This window comes from Glycomyces harbinensis (assembly GCF_900101745.1).
In the GTDB taxonomy this organism is placed as follows: Bacteria; Actinomycetota; Actinomycetes; order Mycobacteriales; family Micromonosporaceae; genus Glycomyces; species Glycomyces harbinensis.
The window spans coordinates 569987-588652 of sequence record NZ_FNAD01000001.1 but is presented as its reverse complement, the minus strand read 5'-3'; the positions used below and the strand labels follow the sequence as shown (position 1 = coordinate 588652).

The window sequence follows — 18666 nt, the reverse complement described above, 5'->3', positions numbered from 1 at the left end:
AGTCAGTTCCAGACCATTTGCGAGTTGCGTGAATGCGACTGGCGGGGTCCAATGTGCAGATGAGCGACGCCGCGACCGACCCCGCGAACACCGGCGGCACCAGCCTCCTCGAGATCGCGAGGGCGATGGCCGACGAACCCGAACGTCACCTGCTGCTCGCGCGACTTCAAGCAGTGCTCGGGAAGACGTTCAAGGCGTCGGGTGCCTTCCACCCGTACCCGCTGATCGTCCACCTCATCGACACCGCCCAGGTCGGGTCGCTGGTCTGGGACGCGTACCTTCCGCGCGGCCTCCGCGACGCCCTCGACCGCGCCAGCGCCGACCGAGGGCGGCAGTGCTTCATGTGGATCTGCGGGATGCACGACTGGGGCAAGGCCACGGTCGCGTTCAACCGGGGCGACGTCGGCGCCGTCGCCGCCCCCGAACTCGACGCCCAAGGCCTCCACGACGATCCGGCGGCCCCGCGCGGCAGCACGGACGTGCCCCATGCGGTGCTCACCAGGTTCCTGTTCAACCAGTACATCCGCGGTTCGGGCGACCCGTCGCTGCGCGGCGCCGACTGGCTGATCTACGTGCTCGAGGGCCACCACGGCGTGTTCTCCTCGCCCGCCCGCGACATCGCCCTCAACCCCGGAAGCGTCGGCGCGCCCGCCGGATGGGGCGCCTACCAGCGCGCCGTCCCGGAGGTCATGGCCCGGCTGACCGGGTTCGACTCGGCACTCGACGCCATGCCGCGCGGGCGGCTCACGACAGGGGAGCAGTACGCGCTGGCCGGATACGTGGCCGTGGCCGACAAGATCGCCAGCAGCCTGCTGGAGAACAAGATGATCTCGCAGAACCCTTGGCTCGCCGACCGCAACCTGGCCCTCGCCGAGCGCATCGATCACCTGACGCTGGCGGCGAACGAGCAGGCCGTCGACCGCATCTGGCACCTCAACGGCACCGACCGCTTCCCGGCCATGTGGACGAAGCTCACCGAGGGGCGCGGCCGGTCTGCACCTGACGCGCTGGCGGCCGCGGTTCGGGCACGCGACGAGCCCGCCCTGTTCCTGGTCGACGCGGCGCTCACCGCCGACTCGGTATGGGAGGCGGCGCGGACCTTGATCGAGCGCTTCGAGCTGGGCGGGTTCCACCTCGGCGTTCCCGACGAGCCGTCCCGCCTCACCTGGTCGAGCGCGATCGACGCGGAGCTGACCGCCGAGGGTCTCGACGGTTCGCTGGCGCCCTTGCTGTCGTACAAGGCGCAGCCGGCACTCGACGGCACCTGGTTCTACCAGTCCGCCGACCGCCGAACGCTCCTGCCGGCGACGGTCGACGTCAACCGGCAGCTGTGGGAGTCGGTGCAGCTCCCCGTCCCGAAGTCGCGGGAGAACCGGGACAAGGAAGCCAAGGGCTCGGTGGTGACGATCCAGTTCGCGGGCTTCGCGTCGAAGGCCATCGCCCTCACCGACGCTGCCGGATACTGCGCCTGCGAGCTGCGCTGCCTGGAGGAGGCGCTGATGTGGCTGGCGTCGGCCGGGGCGCCGGTGATCCTGGAAGTCGCCGGCCTGTCCCGTGAACACCGCCGCCGACTCGCGAGCGCGTACGCGAGAGGCATCGCCGAGACCTATCCCGTCGAGCTGCCCGCGAACTTCGACGGCCCCGCCGAGGTCACCGCCGTCTACGCCGTGGACGGCAGGCTCCGGATCGACACGACCGGAACGGCGACCGCCGCACCCCTGCGAACCCCCAAGGGCTGCACGGACGAGTGCCCGGGCGACGAGATCGAGTCGCGCCTCCTGAGCAGGCCCGGCCGAGGGTCCGGCGCCTGGCCGGTTCGAACACTCAAAGGCTTGTTCGAGCCGTAACCCAGAGTGACACCCGGGTCTCGATGCGCTCTGCTGCGGCATATGATGATTCCTCTCCTCAACCCCTAAGGACTGTCCAGATTGTTTAATTTGGCTGATTCCGCGTGGATTCCCGCTGTCCTCCAGAACGGCGAACACCGCGTGCGCGACAAGCTCTCGCTGCGGGACGCGCTGGTCCGCTCCGACCGCGTTCTCCGGCTCGACCTGCCGCTGGAGACCATGCTCCCCGCGCTCCTGCGGCACCTGTTCCTGCCCGTGGTCATGCGCGCGTCGGGCGCGCCGAAGGACGAACTCGACTGGGTCGCGCGATTTGAGGCCGGGCCGGAGACGAGCGGTCTCGCCGCAGCCGTTGACGGGTACCTCAAGCAATGGCATGAGCAGTTCGACCTGTTCGATCCCGAGCGGCCGTTCGCCCAGCTCGGAGCCGGGCGCCTGCCCGCCGCCGACCGGGCCGAGGGCCTGACGAAGCTCGTGACCACCCTGGCGACCGGCAACAACGTCCCGCTCTTCACCTCCACGGTCGAGGGCCAGGGCTACACGATGACGCCCGGCGACGCGGCGCTGTGGCTGATCCATACCTTGTGCTGGGACACCGGGGGACCGAAGCCGAGCCCGAAGGACGGCGTCGGCGCCGGACCCCTCGGCATCCTCGGTGTGGCAATCCCCGAGGGCCGCAACCTCTTCGAGACGATCATGCTCAACCTGCCGATCCTCGGCGGCGGGCTCGAACCCGACGACCTGCCCCACTGGGAGCTGCCGCCGCGCGCCTACGAAGGGCGCGTCAGGACCGACCTGCGACCGGGGCATCGCGTGCGGCTGTTCACGCAGCTGTCCCGAAGCATCCGCCTCGTCCCCGACGACGCGGACGATCCCCGGACCGTCGTGGGCGCGCTCGTCTTCCCCGGCATCGAATACTCGACCGTCCCCGAGTACGAGCCGCACACGGTGTGGGCCCGGAAGGGCAAGAAGGGGGAAGCGGGCACCTTCGTGGCGAAGCGACACCCCCACGACCACGGCACCTGGTGGGGGCTCCAATCGCTGCTCGCCCTCCCGCGAAAACTCGCCGTCTCGAAGAAGTTCGCCGACGACGAGGAGAGCGAACGCCTCGCCAGGCAGCTCCAAACCGTCGCCGAACTGGCGAAACTGCACCTCCCGATCGACTTCCCCCTGACGGTGAGCGTCTACGGCGCGAAGTACACCTCGCCTCCGGGCCGGTGCGAGGGCATCTTCCACGACCGCATCCCCGTGCCGGTCGCCGCGCTCATGACCGAGCGCGACTGGCCCGAACGCAACGCGATCGCCGCCGCCGCAGGACAGATCCACGACATGGCGAAGGCCCTCGACCAGGCCTGGGACCACTTGCGCAAGGCCGCCGGAGGCGACGGCGGCGGCGACAAGGGCCTCGACCCGACCGACCTCCTCCTCGACAGGATCGACCCGCTCGCGCGCCGGTACCTCCGCGCACTCCAGATCTGCCGCGGCGACGGCGAAGCAGTGCGGCTCGCGTCCTGGAACTGGGAACGCGGCCTGCGCGGCCACGCCCTGGACGTGTTCGAAGAACTCCTCGCGATCGTGGGACCCCGCGCCGTAGCGGGGCGAACCGTCACCGAGGAGAAGACCACGCGCGAATACAGCGCCGCCGCGGCCGAGACCGCGATCTGGGCCGCGGCCAAGACGCACCTGCGCCTCCAATCGGAGCACCCCGAAGGGACCACCACGTGAGCGACGACCGCGACACCGGCAAGTTCTGGAACCGCTTCGACCCCGACGCCTTCGAAGCCTCGGCGAAGACCGCCGCCTTGCGACGCGGCGCCGGCCACGAGCCCGGCGGCATCCCGGCCATGTGGGACTTCTACACCACCTGGGACCTGACCAAGGGCGGCGACGCGGCCGGCCGCTTCCGCGCCGAACACGAGACGTTGGTGCTCTTCGGCATCCACCAGCAGTCGACGGGCGCCAGGATGCACCGGCGCGGTATGGACGTCGGCCGGGCCGCAGCCCGGCTCCTGGCACAGGAATCGGTCGGGAAACAGGGCCTGGACGCCCTGATGAACCGGATCGGCGGCTCCACCAGCCAGACCGAACTCGTCGGCCACCTCCGCCGACTCGTGACGATGCTCAAGAACCACCGCATCGGCCTCGACTACGACCGCGTCTACGCCGCGGTCTGGGCCTGGGACGACCCCTCGCGCCGCGACGGACTGTGCCGCAACTGGGGCCGCCAGTACAAGCAGCCCGTCGACACCCCCTCCGAACCTTCCGCACCCGAACAATGAAAGGCCGCGATGTGACGAACCGTCTGTTCCTCGACCTCCACGTCCTCCAGACCATGCCGCCCTCCAATCTCAACCGCGACGACTCCGGCAGCCCCAAGGACGCCGTGTACGGCGGGGTGCGACGCGCACGCGTCTCCTCCCAGTCCTGGAAGCGGGCGACCCGCCGCCACCTCCTCGCCGAGGTGCGACCCGAGGACCGCTCGATGCGGACCGAACGGCTCCAGGACGCGATCGCCGAGAAGCTGTGCCTCGGTCACGAAGGGGACGAGGAGCACGCGGCGACCGCCGCGGTCCTGGCCCGCGGGGCCGTCGCGACCCTGACCGACAAGTGGAAGGCGTCCAACCGTACGCGCACCGCCTACACGTTCTTCCTGCAACGCAGCGGTGTCGAAGAGATCGCGGCAAAGTTGGCGCCGCGCTGGCCCGAGCTGGCGGAGACGGCGCGGGACGCCCGAACCGCGAGCGAACGCGAACTCCTCGAGGCGAAGCGCAAGAAGCTGAAGAACGAGAAGAAGGACCCCAAGGCCGTCGCCGACGCGACGCTCACCGCCGCGGAGCTCGCCAAGGCCGCCGACGCGGCCACCGCGGCGCTGGCGGAGGCCCTTGCGCCAGACGGACTGTGGGACTTCCTCGTCGGCCGGCCCTACCCGCCCGAGATCGCGCTGTTCGGCCGCATGGTCGCCGACCGGACCGAGTTCAATGTGGACGGATCGGTGCAGGTCGCGCACGCGCTGTCGACCCACGACACGAAGGTCGAGTTCGACTACTTCACCACCGTCGACGACTTCCGCACCGGCGGCAACGGCGACGTACTCGACTCGGGCCCCTCCAAAGGCGGACCCGCGACGATGCTCGGCACCGTCGAGTTCAACGCCGCCACGTACTACCGGTTCGCCACGATCGCGGTGCACCAGCTCTTCGACAACCTCGGCGCGGCCGAGGCCTCCGTGGACCCGACCGCGAAGGTCGCGAAGGACTTCATCAGGTCGTTCGCTCTGTCGATCCCCTCGGGACACCAGAACACGTTCGGCCACTCCACGCGCCCGCACCTGCTCGTGGTCTCGGCCCGGTCCGACGCCCCGGTCAACCTCGTGACCGCCTTCGAGCGGCCGATCTGGGAGACCGACGGCAGGGCGGCGGCCTCCATGGTCCGCCTCGCCGAAGAGCACGACGACGTCGAGGCCAACTGGGGCAGCCCCGCCGGGAAGGTCCTCGCGACCTACATCGAGCGGGGCGACAAGGCCCGCGGCCGGCTGGCCGAGTCGTTCGGCGCATCGGTCCCGCTGCCGGACCTGCTCGACCAGATCGAGGCGTACACGGCCGCGACGCTGCGCGGGGCGCCATGAGCGTCAGCGTCCTGCTGCTGCGCCTCGCCGGCCCGATGCAGTCGTGGGGCGACCGCCCGGCCATGGACACCCGCATGACCGGACGAGTGCCGACCAAGTCCGGCGTGATCGGCCTCCTAGGGGCCGCGTTGGGCTTGGAACGGGGCGCCGACCTGGAGAAGCTGCGCGAGCTGCGGATGGGCGTGCGCGTGGACCGGCGCGGCCGGCTGCTGCGCGACTTCCACACCGCGTCCAACTACGAATGGATCGGCCCGAAGGCATTGCAGCCCAAGAACCTCCCGAGATCCGAAGTCAACGCTGCGGGGATGCAGCAACTGCGAACCGGCAAGACCCCGATGACGACCGTCCAGACCTGGCGCTACTACCTCCAGGACGCCTCGTTCCTCGTGGGGCTGGAAGGCGAGCGGGAGTTCTTGGGCCGCTTGGACGAGGCGGTGCGGCGGCCGTGGTTCCCGCTGGCACTGGGCCGACGCTCGTGCCCGCCGGCTGGGCGGGTCTCGCTCGGGGTGAAGGAGGGCGAGTCGCTGGTCGGTGTGCTCCGGTCGGAGCCGTGGGCTCCGAGAACGAGGAAGGAGCGGTCCGAGGGGGACGAGATCGAGCTGGAGTTCGTGTGGGAGGACGAGGACGGCGAGGAACTGGTCCGTGATGTACCGGTGAGCTTCGCGCCGACGGAACGGGCGTGGAGGGAACGCGCGGTGACGCGAGATTCATTGCCGGTCAAGGTGGCCGGCAGTTCGGCGGCGGTGCCGGGGCCGCCCGCGAGCACTGTAGATGCTGAGCACGACCCGCTTTGGTGGACGGAGTGAGACGATGCCGTTTATTTCAAGACTGCCGCTCGACGTGGCTAGGCCTAGGACGCGGGAGCTGCTGCGCAACCCGCAGGAAATGAAGAACGAGGTACTCGGGGCGATTGACAGTGGAGGTGGGAAGGAGCGGTTCCTGTGGCGGGTCGATGTGGAACCGGGGAACCGGTTGGCGCTCTTCGCGGTGACGGAGAGGACCCGGCCGGAGTGGGGCGGGTTGTGGGAGGCGTGCGGCCGGGAGGAAGAGGCTGCGAGGTTGGCGGTGCGCGACTACGAGCCGATGTTGGACATGTTGGAGGCGGGCCAGGAGTACGCGTTCAAACTGACCGCGAGTCCGACGTATAGCGAACCGAGCCCGAGGGGGCCGGGTGTCGAGCCGGGCGCGGAGGCGGGAGCCGAGGGGGAGAAGCGGCAGCGGGGAACGCGGAGGCCGATCAAGAGCCGGGGAGAGCAGATGAACTGGCTGGTGAGGCGGAGCGCGGGCGCGGGCTTCAGGGTCGGGGAGGTCGAGTTGCCCAGTGGGTTCCTTGATGAGGAGCCGCAGAAGGTGCCTGATGTGTTGTTGTCGGGCACGGAAGTGAAGAGCTTCAAGAAGGCTGCGCTGGCGAAGCCGGGTGCGATGTCGACGGTGACGATTCGGAAGGTGACCTACACGGGGAGGCTGGTAGTGGAAGACGAAAAGCTGGTGAGGCAAGTACTCGTTTGCGGCCTGGGTTCCGCAAAGGCCTACGGTGCCGGGCTCATGACCCTGGCTCGTATGAGCCGGTGAGCGACAGAAACGGAATCTCGGAGAGGCAAAGCAGCAGTTCACGAAGGTAAGCCCCGCGCCCGCGGGGATGGTCCCATCAGGTGGTGGTGCGGCGGGTCTTCGGGGTGGTAAGCCCCGCGCCTGCGGGGATGGTCCGTTTCCGGCTAAGTCAACATCCTGAATCGCACGGTGAGCCCCGCACCTGCGGGGTGAACCGATGAAGGCGCTGTCGACTATCGCGACCGCTGTGAACGCCCTGCACTTGCGGGGTTACCCGGACATGCCCGGTGAATGGCCGCTGTCGGCGGAGCGCGCCCCGCCGACAGCGGGGATAGTCCCTTCGGTGTCGCCCATGGCATCGCCGGGCCCCTGTAAGCGCTGCACCCGAGGGGATGGTCCATAGCGAACCTCGGCGACACACGCCATCACGATGTGAGCCCCCTGCGGGGGTGAACCTCACGGCTATGGGGTCTGGGCCGACAATGTGGAGTAGGCCCCCGCACCCGCGGGGGTGGTCCGCCGCATACCTGGACGGTGGTGCCTCGGTATCCATTAGCCCCGCATCCGCGGGGGTGTTCCCTCGTGCGAGCCGGAGAGGCCGTTCGTGCACAGGTGAGCCCTTGCACTCGCGGGGATGGTTCGTAGAGATGGCGCATGGATGGGTCGGTCGCCCGGCGAGCCCTGCACCTGCGGGGTTCGACCGCCCTTCGCTACCGGTGAAGTCCTACGGTCACGTAAGCCCCGCACTCGCGGGGGTCATCCCGTGGGCTTCTGCTACACCGAAGCCGAGGAAATGCGAGCCTCGCATTTGCGGGGATGTTCCGATGATGTTCGCGGTGCTTCAGAGCGCCCCTATGTAAGTCCCGCATCTGCGGGGATGAGCCGCAGGGGACCTCCATACAGGTCTTGGCGACGCCGCAGGCCCCGCATCTGCGGGGATGAACCGGTTTCCTTGCCACGCTGCACGGTTGCGTGAGCGGATGCCCCGCACCCGCGGGGGTGATCCGTGATGAAGGGCGATGGTGCGGGCCTGGATGTTGTGCGCCCCGCACCTGCGGGGATGATCCGTCCAGGCCGGCTATTTGGGTTCGGTCCAGGCGATTAGCCCTGCAATCGCGGGGTGATCCGACAAAGGCGCTGTCGACCATCGCGATGGCCATGCAGACGCCCCGCGGATGCGGGGGTAGTCCGACGTTCCGGCAGACGGTCTCGAGGGTCTTTCCGTAAGCCCCGCAGATGCGGGGGTGGTCCGTTCCACGTTTATGCGAGCGCCTTCCCCGAGGTGCAAGCCCCGAGGATGCGGGGGTGGTCCACCGCCCACGTTCAGTTCAGCGGAGTTACGCAGGTAAGCCCCGCACCCGCGGGGGTGCGCCCGAGTGCTGCGACGGGCTCGCATGGGTCCGGCTGTTTGCCCTGCAATCGCGGGGATGGTCCCATGGACTTGAAGACGATTTCCGGGACAGCTGAGTAAGTCCCGCACCTGCGGGGATGGCCCGTACGTCGCTCCGGCCAATGGCGATGGCGCAACGCAAGCCCCGCAACCGCGGGGATAATCCATCGAGGCCGGTCATTTGGGTTCGGTCCAGGCTGCTGGCCCCGCAGCCGCGGGGGTGATCCAATGAAGGCGGAGTCGACTAGCGCGATGGCTGTAAACGCCCCGCACTTGCGGGGGTGGTCCGTCGTAGCTGGTGCCGGCGGTCAGGCCGGTCACATCAGCCCTGCACTTGCGGGGGTTACCTGGACATGCCCGGTGAGGGGCCGCTGCGGCGGGGCGCGCCCCGCATCGCGGGGGTGAGCCGTCGTAGATGTCGGCTACGATCCGGTCGTCGTCATGCGGCTTGCACCTGCGGGGTTGGACCGCCCTTCGCCAACGGCGAAGCCTTACGGATCACGTAAGCCTCGCACCCGCGGGGATGAACCAAAAAGCCTGACCGCCGCGCCGCCGCCGCTGGCGTAAGCCCCGCACCTGCGGGGGTGTTCCGCGCAGGACCTGAGGCGTTGTCGGTACACCACAGCAAGCCCCGCACTGCGGGGATGGTCCGGTCTTGCCCGCCCCGACCTCGTGGAACAGGCCGTACGCCCCGCATCCGCGGGGGTGTTCCCCGCGCGTAGTCGAGCGCCGGAGGCCGATAGTTGTAAGCCCCGCACCTGCGGGGATGTTCCGACATTGCGGAAGCGGACTGCGGGGCTGATGGCGCAAGCCCTGCAACCGCGGGGTTGGCGATTTGCGAGGTCATTGATAGCGTCTGCCAGTGTGACTTCTCCGCTTCGCACGTTCGGACCGCTGGAACCGACTTACACCGGATGGGCCTCGGCCGCTCTGCAGATTGGGCGGCCCGCCGCCGATCTTGCGGGGCTGGGGCCCGACGCCATGCCGGTCACCATGTCGAACCACTCCCACGCCGAGGACTGGTTCGAGCTTTTGACCCGGCCTCTCTGGGGCCTCGCCTCTGCCAAGGACTCCGTTCCCGACGAGGTTTGGGCCTCCCTTTCCGCCACCCTCGCCCGCGCCCTCGACCCCGCCGATGCCTGGTACGTCGGTGACGTCGCGGACGGCGGCCAGCGCATCGTCGAGTCCGCTTCAGTGGGCTGGGCCCTCGCGCTGGCCCCCGAGAAGCTGTGGGAGCCCCTCGGCCCCAAGGCGAAGGACAACGTCTCCGCCTGGCTCTCGGCCGCCTACCTCGGCCCCGTCGCCGACACCAACTGGCATTACTTCCCGGTCTTCGCCGGCCACGGCCTCAAGCGCCTCGGCATCGCGCACGATCCCGCCGTCGCGACCGCGCACCTGGAGCGCATGGGGGAGATGCTCCTGGGCGACTCGGTCTACGAGGACGGCCCCGGCGGGCGCGTCGACTACTACAACCCGTTCGCGTTTCACACCTACGCACTGCTCCACTTCAAGCTCTCGGGCGACGACCGGTACGTCGAGCACGCTGCGGCCTTCGCGCGCAAGTTCCGCTCCTGGTTCGCCGCCGACGGCTCGGCCGTCCCCTACGGCCGCAGCCTCGGCTACCGCTTCGCGCAGGGCTCCATGTGGGGCGCCCTCGCCGCCGCCGACGTCGAGGCCGTTCCCTGGGCCGAGGCCGCCGGCCTTGCGCGGCGGCATCTTTCCTGGTGGTGGGACCAGCCCATCCTCGATCCCTCGGGGCGTCTCACCGTCGGGTACCGCTATCCCAACAGCGCCTTGGTCGAGCAGTACCTCACCGCCGGGTCCCCTTGGTGGGCCACCAAGGTCTTCACCGGTCTCCTCGCACCCTCGAACCACGCGTTCTGGACCTCTGCGGCTTCGCCTGTCGGTCCGATCGTTGAGCCGCACAAGGCCGCCCGCGCCGTTCATGTCCGGGACCGCTCGGGGCATGTCACCCGCTTGAACGGCCAGGCCTGGCATCCCTGGGCCCGGGGCGGGCAGGCCTCCTACGGCAAGTTCGCGTACTCCTCCCTGGCCGCGTTCTCCCACGCCGCGCCCGGCCCCGGTCTGGAGTTCGCCGTCCCTGACGGTGCCCTCATGCTCTCTGAAGACGGGCGCCACTGGCGGGGCCGCGAGGATTCCGACGAGGGCTCGATCGACGAGAACGGCGTGCTCACCATCTCCTGGCAGCCCTGGGAGGACGTCACCATTACCACCTCTCTTGAAGCGGCCGTTGACGGTTGGCACGCGCGCGTCCACGTGATCGAGACCGAGCGGACCCTGCACACCGGCGAGGGCGGCTGGTGCGCACCCTTGTCCGGGCACCGCAGCGAGGTCGACGAGACGAAGGCTTCGGTGGTGAGCGGCGGCCTGCGTTCGGAGATCATCGACGGCACGGGAGATCGGGAGGCCTCAGTCATCGAGCCTATGCAGGGCACACATCTGTACTGGCCCGCAACGGTTCTCCCGGTGCTCAGGGGCGTCCTCGAACCCGGCAAGCACATCCTGAAATCTCTGATATATATCGGCACCGAGGTTTAGCACCTCTTCGAAACTGAAGAGCAAGAGCGAGCACGGCTGACGCCGCGCGCTCATCGAGAAACTGCGAGCCCGGTCACGATCGGGCTCGCAGTGTCACATCCGCGGCCCCCGTTCCGCTCTAGGAACGCGACACCGGAACGAGGAGGGCCGCCGTGACCGCACCACCTACGCCGCAAGCCGTGTTCGCCGAGCACCGCGAACTGCTGTTCGGCATCGTCTACGGGATGCTCGGCACCGTCGCCGACACCGAGGACGTCCTTCAGGACGCCTGGCTCGCATGGGAGGCGCGCTCGCACGGCGCGCCGATCGAGCATCCCCGCGCCTATCTGGTGCGCGTCGCGATCAACGCCGCCATCGCGCGCCAGGAGGCGGTCAAGCGCCGCCGCGAGACCTACATCGGGCCGTGGCTGCCCGAGCCCGTGCTCACCGAGGCCGTCCCGGACGGCTCCGAGCAGGTGCTGCGGACCGAGTCGGTCTCGTTGGCGCTCATGGTGGTCCTCGAATCGCTGACGCCGCACGAACGGGCCGTGTTCGTCCTCGCCGAGGTCTTCGGCTACGGCCACGCCGAGATCGCCGGGCTGCTCGGGCGCACGCCCGCCTCGGTCCGCCAGACCGCGCACCGCGCCAGGTCCCATGTGGAGTCCCGGCGGCCGAAGTACGCCGTCGACCCCGCCGTGCACCGGCAGGTGACCGAACGCTTCATGGCCGCCGTCGCGGGCGGCGACCTGGACGCGCTCATCGGCCTCATGTCGCCCGAGGTGGTCCTCACCTGCGACGGCGGCGGGATCGGACCCGCGGCCGGACCCCGGCCCATGCGCGGCGTCGAGCGCATCGCCGCACTCCTGCTGCGGCGCACGGTGTTCCGCTCCGAAGGCCTCGCGGTCGACTTCCGTCCCGTGAACGGCTCGCACTCGGCCCTGATGGTCCGCGAGGGCCGCACGGTCGGCGTCCTCATGCTCGACCTGACCCCGGACGGGGCCCGCGTCGCGGCCCTCTACGCCGTCACCAACCCCGAGAAGCTCACCACTTTGCGCTGAGGCGCAACACGATCAAGGAATCCATATGAGACTCACCGTCATCGCGGCGACGGGCGGGGTGGGCCGCGCCGTGCTCGCCCAAGCCCTCGACGCGGGCCACCACGTCACCGCCGTCGCCCGCGACCCCTCCCGACTCGACCGGCAGGTTCGCTCCTTCGCCGTGGACCTCGCCGACCCGGTCGCCGACCCGCTCATCACGGCCGTAGCCGGGGCCGACGCGGTCCTGTCCTGCCTCGGCCCGCGCTCCAAGGCCGAGACCGGCATCGTCGGCCCCGGCACCGCGCGCATCATCGCCGCGATGCAGGCGGCCGGGACGCGGCGGATCATCGCCGTCAGCGGCGTCGGCCTCTCGACCGTCGCAACCCCCAACCGCCCCAAGCCCCTCCGGCGCGAGCCGGGCGCGGGCCCGCTCATGAACCTGGTGACCCTGCGGATCGCCCGGGCCGTGATCGGCACCCACATGCGCGACGTCGCGGCCATGGAGGAGCTGCTCGCCGAGAGCGGCCTGGACTGGACCGCGCTGCGCCCGCCGTACCTTTCGGACGGTCCGCTCACCGGCCGCTACCAGGTCGCCTACGGCACCAGCCTGCCCCGGGCGCTGCGGCTCTCGCGGGCCGACGCCGCCCACTGCATGATCGCCGCGATCGGCGACCCCCGCGCCTCGCGCACCAATCTCACCGCCGCCTACTGAAACCCCAAGGAGTACAACGATGTCCACGCTCTATCTCGTCCTCGCACTCACCGCGGGCGCGCTCAACCTCGGCTCGGGGATCGGGTCCATCGCCCGGCTCAAGGTCATCTACCCGCTGCTGGACGGCGCGCACATCCCGCACTCGATGCTCGTCTTCCCGATCGGCACGCTCAAAGTCCTCGGCGGCGCGGGCCTGCTCATCGGCCTGGCCGTGCCGCCGATCGGCACCGCGGCCGCGGCGGGCCTGGTCCTGTTCTGGACCTGCGCGGTCCACTCGCACGTGCTCGCGAACTTCTGGCCCAAGGAGACCTTCCTGACCTTCACCTTCCTGGGCACCGCGATCGCGACGCTCGCCCTCGACCTGGCGCTCGCCTGAGGCACCCGCGTCGGCTCGAGACCCCTTTCCCCCTTGCGTAAATCAACATTTGGTGGCTCCGTTCGAGGGCCTATACGGTCGGTTTCATGGACTGGAATTTCTCGACGGCCGAAGAACTCGTGGCCGCCATGCGCGCCGGTGAAGTGACCTCGGTGGAGCTGACCGACGAGGCGATCGCCCGTATCGAGCGAGACGACAAGACGATCAACGCGGTCTGCGTGCCGGACTTCGACGGTGCGCGGGCCGCGGCACACCGCGCCGACCGGGCGCGCGCCCGCGGCGAGGACCGGCCGCTGCTCGGTGTCCCGGTGACGGTCAAGGAGTCCAACGACATCGCGGGCTTGCCCACGACCTGGGGCATGCCCGAACACCGCGACAATGTGCCGTCCGAGGACGGGATGCAGGTGTCGCGGCTCCGGGCCGCCGGCGCGGTGGTGCTCGGCAAGACCAATGTGCCCCTGGGTCTCCAGGACATCCAGAGCTTCAACGAGATTTACGGCACCACCAACAATCCTTGGGACCACGACCGCACGTCGGGCGGGTCCTCCGGCGGCTCGGCGGCGGCCCTGGCGTCCGGATTCGGCGCGCTGTCCATCGGCTCCGACCTCGCCGGCTCGCTGCGCACCCCCGCGCATTTCTGCGGCGTCTACGCGCACAAGCCGACAGTCGGGCTGGCGGCGACCCGCAGCATGGTCGCGCCGCCGCCTGCGGCTCCGCTCCCGGTCGACCTCGACCTCGCCGTCGTCGGCCCGATGGCGCGCACCGCCCGCGACCTCACGCTCCTGCTCGACATCATGGCCGGGCCGGACCCGCTGACGCACGGCAAGGCCTACAACTTGACGCTTCCGCCCGCACGCCACCAGCGGCTGAGCGACTTCCGGGTTCTGGTCCTCGACGAGCATCCGAACCTCGCGACCGGGACCGCCGTGCGGGCCGGCGTGAACCGGGTGGCCGACGCACTCATCGAGGGCGGCGCCCGGGTCGAGCGGCACAGTCCGCTGCTGCCCGATCTGGCCGAGGCGGCGACGCTCTACATGCACCTGCTGTTCTCGGGCTCCGTCGCGGTCTTCGCCGTCGAAGCGTACGAGCAGTTGCAGGCCCGCGCCGCCGAACTGAGCGAGGACGACCGGAGTCTCGACGCGGCGCGCCTGCGCGCGATGGTGTCCAGCCACCGCGACTGGATCCAGACGATCAACGATCGCGAGCTCCACCGCCACGGCTGGCGGCAGTTCTTCGCCGAGTTCGACGCCGTGGTCTGCCCGATCACGCCGACTCCCGCGTTCCCGCACGACCACGACCCCGATCTGCTGGGCCGCCGGATCGACATCGACGGCGTCGACTACCCGTACTTCGACCAGCTCGTCTGGGCCGGTCTGGCGACCATGCCCGGCCTGCCCGCCACCGCCATTCCAACGGGCCCCTCGCCCGAGGGCCTGCCGGTGGGAGTGCAGCTCATCGGCCCGATGTTCGAGGACCGCACCCCGCTGCGGCTGGCCGAACTGCTCGAGGAGAGCATCGGCGGCTTCCAGGCACCGAGGGGCGCGGGGATCTGAAGCGAGGGCTCCGGATCAGCGCTTCGGTTCGTAGCGTGCCACCACGGCACCGCAGGCGAGGTCGAACCGGGTGGTGGGGACGAGGTCGATGTGGGCGGTCAGGCCCGCGAAAGGGGCGGGGCCGCGGCCGGCGAGGCGTGGATGGATGACGAATTCGTATTCGTCGATGAGATCGAGTTCGGCGAGGGCGAGCGGAAGGGTCACGCCGCCGGTGTAGAGGCTGTCGTACTCGGATTTGAGGGCGCGGACGGCCTCCGCGAGGTCGCCTTCCACCAGCTGCGCGTTCCAGTCGGCGCTCTCGAGGGTGCTGGAGACGACGTACTTCGGCTTGGCGTCGATGGCCCGGGCGAACGGGACCATCCACGGCTCCATCCACTCCGGCGGCTCACCGGACTCGGGGAGGCGCCAGGCCCCCTCCATCATCCCGTAGACCACGCGCCCGAAGAGGAGCGCGTCCGCGCGCCCGATGGTCTCGGTCGAGTGCCGGTGCAGGGACTCGTCGGCGTTCACGGCCTCGTGGTCGCAGCAGCCGTCCAGTGTGGTGTTGATCGAGTATCGGAGAACTCCCATGACCTGAGCTTACGGCGGTGGACCGACACGACCCGGGCCTATTCGGCGTTCGCGCCGTCTTCGACGCGGTCGTAGGCGAGATCGAAGTCCTTGCGCCAGGTCTTCCCCTGGTCTTCGGACGCCTCCCAGCGCCCGACGATGCGGTCGGGCCCGATCTCGCCGATGAACCGCTGGTGGAAGTCGGGGTCCTCGCGCAGGAGCGTCCAGTTCGCGCCGTCGAACGTCATCGCGAAGACCCGGCAGACGCCGCGGTCGTCCTGGTACAGCGCCGTATAGGCGTCGTTCGCGTCGCTGCGCCCGAACACCATGGTCAGCTCGCCGTCGAGGTCGCACTTCATGACCAGGAACGCGTCACCGAGCCACTCGACGGTGGCGGTCCCCGGGACCTCGGTCCCGGCCGGTTCGAGGAACCAGGCGTCCGACAGCGTCAGCTTCCACGAGCCGACGAGCCCTTCGAGCAGCTCGAGTTTCGGATTGCGCATGATCGAGTCCTTCCGCGGTGGGTGTGTGCGGGCATCGCCCCGAATGAGTAGACGACGCCCGGGGCCGGAATTCACCGGTTTCCGGTCACCCGCGCACTCCGGCAGCTTGGATCTATGTGCATCGACTCCGAGTCAGTGGAACTCGGCTCCGGGGCAAGGCCGGAGGACCCGAACACGTGCCGAGAACCGATACCGCCCTTCGGACTCCTTCAAAGCAGTCGGGCCGCGACGGCGAGTTTGTCGTGGCCCCATGCCGCTCTGTGCTGGAGCGCGAAGACGCCCGTGGCCACCCGCGTGAGGTAGCCCCACTCCCACACCGCTCGTGGATCGGCGCCGGAGCCGTCCGCGAGCAGGGCGCACAGTTTGCGGGCGACGGGGAGCGCGTCGTGGCCGCCGAGGAGGTATTGCCGCCCTGCCGAGCGGTTGTCCCAGCCCGCGAGGATGACGCCGAGGTCGTAGGCGGGTTCGGCGGCCAGGCCGTCGGGGTCGATCAGGACGAACCCCGAAGCGGCGCCGGGGCGGGGCTCGGGCACTCGCAAGGCGTTGCCGGGGTGGGGATCGCCGTGGAGATGGACCGCTACGTCGTCGCGGTGCGCCCGCGCCCTGCTGTCGGCGAAGCGGAGGAAGCGGTCGACGACCGCCGCCGGGCAGGGCCGGTCGAGCTCCCGCCAGACCCGGGGGACCCACTCGGCCATGTGGAGCGCCTTTTCGCTGCCGGTGGTCAGGTCGGCTTCCAGCGGGAGCGTCCACGCCTCGCGCAGGGTGTCGCAGAGGGTCGTGATGAGCTGATCGGGCTCCAGGCCGCTGTCCGAAAGCGTGGGCCCCAGTCGTTCGAGGAGCATCGCGTGGCGGTCCCGGTCGGATTTCAGGAGCCGGACGTAGCCTCGGCCCTCGGCGCGCTCGATGGCGCTGAGCTGCCCGGTCCGCCACGGCATCGGAATGGTCAGTTTGAGGACGGCTCCGCGCCCGTCCGCGGTCCGGACCTCGGCGACGAACGCCTCCGTCGCTTCCTGGTTGGCCGGTCCCACCTCGATCGACCACTCGTGTTCGAGGTCGGCGATGAGTTCGGGCAGGTCGGTGAGCCAGCGGGTTCCGGCATCCCCGATTCCGTTCGCTTTGGCGCGCACCATCTCAGGGAGTTCGGTATTGAGGCTATGCATGTTCCGAGCCTGGCCGCTCGCCTCCGTCCGGGTCAACTCGATTGCGAGACCGCCGCGCAGAGGGCGCGGTCGACCGGTTCGGCGTGGTCCACCGAGCGATGGATTTCAACACCTTGACGCGGCGGCGTCGGCGTTCGCGCGGATCTCCTCGGCGTACCGGGGCCAGACGCCCGCGGGGATGTCGTGGCCGACGCCCGGGACGATGACCAGTCGAGCACCCGGAATGGACTCGGCGAGCTGATGCGCCGCGGAGAGTCGCATCAGCTGGTCCGAGTCGCCGTACAGGATCACGGCCGGGACGCGCAGCTGCGCGAGCCGCCCGCCGCTCCAATGCGCTCCGAGCTGACGGCCCATGGTGTTCGGGTCGCTGACTGAGCCGGACTCGTCCTTCTCGATGCGGGACAACGCCTCGGCCTCGTCGAACGGATACCCCGGCGACGCGAGCGCCCGCGAGACCGCGAGCGACATGGCGAGGTGCCCTTCGCGGGTGTCGGGGAAGCGAAGGCGCGCCATCTTCGCGACGGTGCCGAAGCGGATGTGGCGCAGCAGTTGCAGCCGGGTCGCGTCACTGGAGACCGCGGCGGAGACGGCGATGCTGCGCACCCGGTCCGGGTGGCGCAGGGCGATGCGCTGCACGTTGAGGCCGCCGTTGGAGTGGCCGAACAGATGCGCCGAGTCCCAGCCGACGGCGTCCATGACCGCCACGGCGTCGTCGGTGACGTCCTCGCCGGTGTAGGCGGGCGGCGTGCGCCGGAACAGCGCCGTCACGGGCCGGGCGGCCGCGGCCGGGAAGTGGGTCGACTGGCCCGAGTCCCGGTTGTCGAAGGAGACGACGTGGAAGCCCCGGTCGATCAGCTCCCGGACGAAGCCGGTCGGCCACCAGAACCTGGTCACGGACGCGCCCATGACGAGGAGCAGCGGTTCGCCGCCGACGCCGCCGAGGTCTTCGTAGGCGATGCGGACCTTGCCGTTCTTCGCGTAGCCGGTCGGCTGCGGGGCGGTCGATTGCTGCCGGGCCTGGTTCATGGCTCCTCCTCGGAGTTCGCGAACAGTGTTCCCGAAGTCTAGCCTTCGGGTACAGTGTTCGCAAACGGCAGGGGGAAGTGACATGGCCGACGACGCCGAACCGATCTGGCTGCGACCCGAACGTGCCGCAGCCGGCCGACCTGCCGTGCGCAGCCGCTCCGAGATCACCGCCGCCGCGCTCGCGGTCGCGGACGCGGGCGGGCTGGAGGCGGTGTCGATGCGCAACGTGGCGGTGGAACTGGGGACCGGCGCGGCATCGCTGTACCGCTATGTGGCCAGCCGCGACGACCTCCTGGACTTGATGGTCGACGCGACCGCCGGCGACATTCGGCTGGAACCGGTGACCGGGGATCAGTTGAGCGATCTTGTCGCGGTGGGGGAGGGGATGTACAGGGTCATGGCTCGGCACCGGTGGCTGCCCGAGTTGGTGCTGACCCGTCCGTCGCTCGGCCCGAACGCGGTCAAGGTCCTGGACCACGTGCTCGAGGTGCTCGAGGGCCATCCTGGGGACGGGCGGGCGAAGCTCGAGATCTTCGCCCTGCTCAACGCCGTTGTGGCCACATTCGCGCTGAACGAGCGCGCGAGCGCCGATCGGCCTCGGCTGGCGGTCGCCTACCTCGCGCATGTTGCGGAGAGCGGAGAGCGGCCTCGGATCGCCGCATTGATGGGGGATTTGGTCGCCTCAATGGCTGCGCCGGTCGATCGCCGTGTCGCGGCACTGACCAAGATGCTGTCGGGGCTGATCAACTGAGATCGCACAGTCTCGCCGGACATTCCAATCTCCTTGCGAGGCAGTGTTTCC

At 69.8% G+C, this 18666-nt stretch carries 16 protein-coding genes; 12 read left to right on the top strand and 4 right to left on the bottom strand.

From position 1 onward, the window contains the following. Window positions 1–59 precede the first annotated feature (59 nt). The 11 genes from BLQ63_RS02565 to BLQ63_RS02515 all read left to right on the top strand — a co-directional run bounded on the left by BLQ63_RS02565 (window position 60) and on the right by BLQ63_RS02515 (window position 14626). Window positions 60–1847 carry a CRISPR-associated endonuclease Cas3'' gene (locus BLQ63_RS02565; RefSeq protein ID WP_091027835.1) on the top strand — a complete coding sequence of 596 codons (1788 nt, stop codon included), beginning with the start codon at window positions 60–62 and terminating at the stop codon, window positions 1845–1847. A gap of 90 nt (window positions 1848–1937) precedes the next feature. Continuing rightward, window positions 1938–3569, top strand: a complete 1632-nt coding sequence (gene casA / locus BLQ63_RS02560) for a type I-E CRISPR-associated protein Cse1/CasA (RefSeq protein WP_177154751.1) — start codon at window positions 1938–1940, stop codon at window positions 3567–3569. Further along, window positions 3566–4123 carry a type I-E CRISPR-associated protein Cse2/CasB gene (gene casB / locus BLQ63_RS28200; RefSeq protein WP_177154750.1) on the top strand — a complete coding sequence of 186 codons (558 nt, stop codon included), beginning with the start codon at window positions 3566–3568 and terminating at the stop codon, window positions 4121–4123. The genes casA and casB overlap by 4 nt, the downstream gene beginning before the upstream one ends. A gap of 11 nt (window positions 4124–4134) precedes the next feature. After that, window positions 4135–5469, top strand: coding sequence for a type I-E CRISPR-associated protein Cas7/Cse4/CasC (cas7e, locus tag BLQ63_RS02550; RefSeq protein WP_177154749.1), 1335 nt, complete (start codon window positions 4135–4137; stop codon window positions 5467–5469). Then, the gene (gene cas5e, locus BLQ63_RS02545; protein ID WP_091027824.1) at window positions 5466–6275 is read left to right on the top strand and encodes a type I-E CRISPR-associated protein Cas5/CasD; all 810 of its coding nucleotides are present in this window, start codon (window positions 5466–5468) and stop codon (window positions 6273–6275) included. Before cas7e ends, cas5e begins: the two co-directional genes overlap by 4 nt. Further along, window positions 6241–7041 carry a type I-E CRISPR-associated protein Cas6/Cse3/CasE gene (cas6e, locus tag BLQ63_RS02540; protein WP_091027821.1) on the top strand — a complete coding sequence of 267 codons (801 nt, stop codon included), beginning with the start codon at window positions 6241–6243 and terminating at the stop codon, window positions 7039–7041. Before cas5e ends, cas6e begins: the two co-directional genes overlap by 35 nt. A gap of 2362 nt (window positions 7042–9403) precedes the next feature. Then, window positions 9404–10969, top strand: a complete 1566-nt coding sequence (locus tag BLQ63_RS02535) for a DUF2264 domain-containing protein (RefSeq protein ID WP_177154748.1) — start codon at window positions 9404–9406, stop codon at window positions 10967–10969. 152 nt (window positions 10970–11121) lie between these two features. Continuing rightward, window positions 11122–12006 (top strand): sigma-70 family RNA polymerase sigma factor, encoded by an 885-nt coding sequence (locus tag BLQ63_RS02530; RefSeq protein WP_218125014.1) that lies wholly within the window; start codon window positions 11122–11124, stop codon window positions 12004–12006. Window positions 12007–12031: 25 nt separating this feature from the next. Then, a complete protein-coding gene (locus tag BLQ63_RS02525) occupies window positions 12032–12697 on the top strand; it encodes an NAD(P)-dependent oxidoreductase (RefSeq protein WP_091027816.1) in 666 nt (221 codons plus the stop codon). 19 nt (window positions 12698–12716) lie between these two features. Further along, on the top strand, window positions 12717–13073 hold the full coding sequence (locus BLQ63_RS02520) for a DoxX family protein (RefSeq protein WP_091027811.1): 357 nt from the start codon (window positions 12717–12719) through the stop codon (window positions 13071–13073). 86 nt (window positions 13074–13159) lie between these two features. Next, window positions 13160–14626, top strand: a complete 1467-nt coding sequence (locus BLQ63_RS02515; protein ID WP_091027807.1) for an amidase — start codon at window positions 13160–13162, stop codon at window positions 14624–14626. A gap of 15 nt (window positions 14627–14641) precedes the next feature. Here BLQ63_RS02515 and BLQ63_RS02510 read toward each other — a convergent pair whose 3' ends face one another. The 4 genes from BLQ63_RS02510 to BLQ63_RS02495 form a co-directional block, all read right to left on the bottom strand. Further along, window positions 14642–15196 (bottom strand): dihydrofolate reductase family protein, encoded by a 555-nt coding sequence (locus BLQ63_RS02510; protein ID WP_091027803.1) that lies wholly within the window; start codon window positions 15194–15196, stop codon window positions 14642–14644. A gap of 38 nt (window positions 15197–15234) precedes the next feature. Continuing rightward, window positions 15235–15678 carry a hypothetical protein gene (locus BLQ63_RS02505; protein ID WP_091027800.1) on the bottom strand — a complete coding sequence of 148 codons (444 nt, stop codon included), beginning with the start codon at window positions 15676–15678 and terminating at the stop codon, window positions 15235–15237. A gap of 209 nt (window positions 15679–15887) precedes the next feature. Next, the gene (locus BLQ63_RS02500) at window positions 15888–16838 is read right to left on the bottom strand and encodes an aminoglycoside phosphotransferase family protein (RefSeq protein ID WP_091027797.1); all 951 of its coding nucleotides are present in this window, start codon (window positions 16836–16838) and stop codon (window positions 15888–15890) included. A 105-nt stretch (window positions 16839–16943) separates the two neighbouring features. Then, window positions 16944–17864 (bottom strand): alpha/beta fold hydrolase, encoded by a 921-nt coding sequence (locus BLQ63_RS02495; protein ID WP_091027793.1) that lies wholly within the window; start codon window positions 17862–17864, stop codon window positions 16944–16946. 82 nt (window positions 17865–17946) lie between these two features. On the opposite strand from BLQ63_RS02495, the gene BLQ63_RS02490 reads away from it, so the two are divergent. Further along, on the top strand, window positions 17947–18615 hold the full coding sequence (locus BLQ63_RS02490) for a TetR/AcrR family transcriptional regulator (RefSeq protein WP_091027791.1): 669 nt from the start codon (window positions 17947–17949) through the stop codon (window positions 18613–18615). Window positions 18616–18666 lie beyond the last annotated feature (51 nt).

Bases quoted from the DNA above. Each gene is read 5' to 3' on its own strand.
- BLQ63_RS02525 (WP_091027816.1), top strand. From the start codon at position 12,032: ATGAGACTCACCGTCATCGCGGCGACGGGCGGGGTGGGCCGCGCCGTG.
- cas5e (WP_091027824.1), top strand. From the start codon at position 5,466: ATGAGCGTCAGCGTCCTGCTGCTGCGCCTCGCCGGCCCGATGCAGTCG.
- cas6e (WP_091027821.1), top strand. From the start codon at position 6,241: ATGCTGAGCACGACCCGCTTTGGTGGACGGAGTGAGACGATGCCGTTT.
- BLQ63_RS02495 (WP_091027793.1), bottom strand. From the start codon at position 17,864: ATGAACCAGGCCCGGCAGCAATCGACCGCCCCGCAGCCGACCGGCTAC.
- BLQ63_RS02505 (WP_091027800.1), bottom strand. From the start codon at position 15,678: ATGCGCAATCCGAAACTCGAGCTGCTCGAAGGGCTCGTCGGCTCGTGG.
- BLQ63_RS02535 (WP_177154748.1), top strand. From the start codon at position 9,404: ATGTCGAACCACTCCCACGCCGAGGACTGGTTCGAGCTTTTGACCCGG.
- BLQ63_RS02490 (WP_091027791.1), top strand. From the start codon at position 17,947: ATGGCCGACGACGCCGAACCGATCTGGCTGCGACCCGAACGTGCCGCA.
- BLQ63_RS02500 (WP_091027797.1), bottom strand. From the start codon at position 16,838: ATGCATAGCCTCAATACCGAACTCCCTGAGATGGTGCGCGCCAAAGCG.
- BLQ63_RS02510 (WP_091027803.1), bottom strand. From the start codon at position 15,196: ATGGGAGTTCTCCGATACTCGATCAACACCACACTGGACGGCTGCTGC.
- BLQ63_RS02565 (WP_091027835.1), top strand. From the start codon at position 60: ATGAGCGACGCCGCGACCGACCCCGCGAACACCGGCGGCACCAGCCTC.
- BLQ63_RS02515 (WP_091027807.1), top strand. From the start codon at position 13,160: ATGGACTGGAATTTCTCGACGGCCGAAGAACTCGTGGCCGCCATGCGC.
- BLQ63_RS02520 (WP_091027811.1), top strand. From the start codon at position 12,717: ATGTCCACGCTCTATCTCGTCCTCGCACTCACCGCGGGCGCGCTCAAC.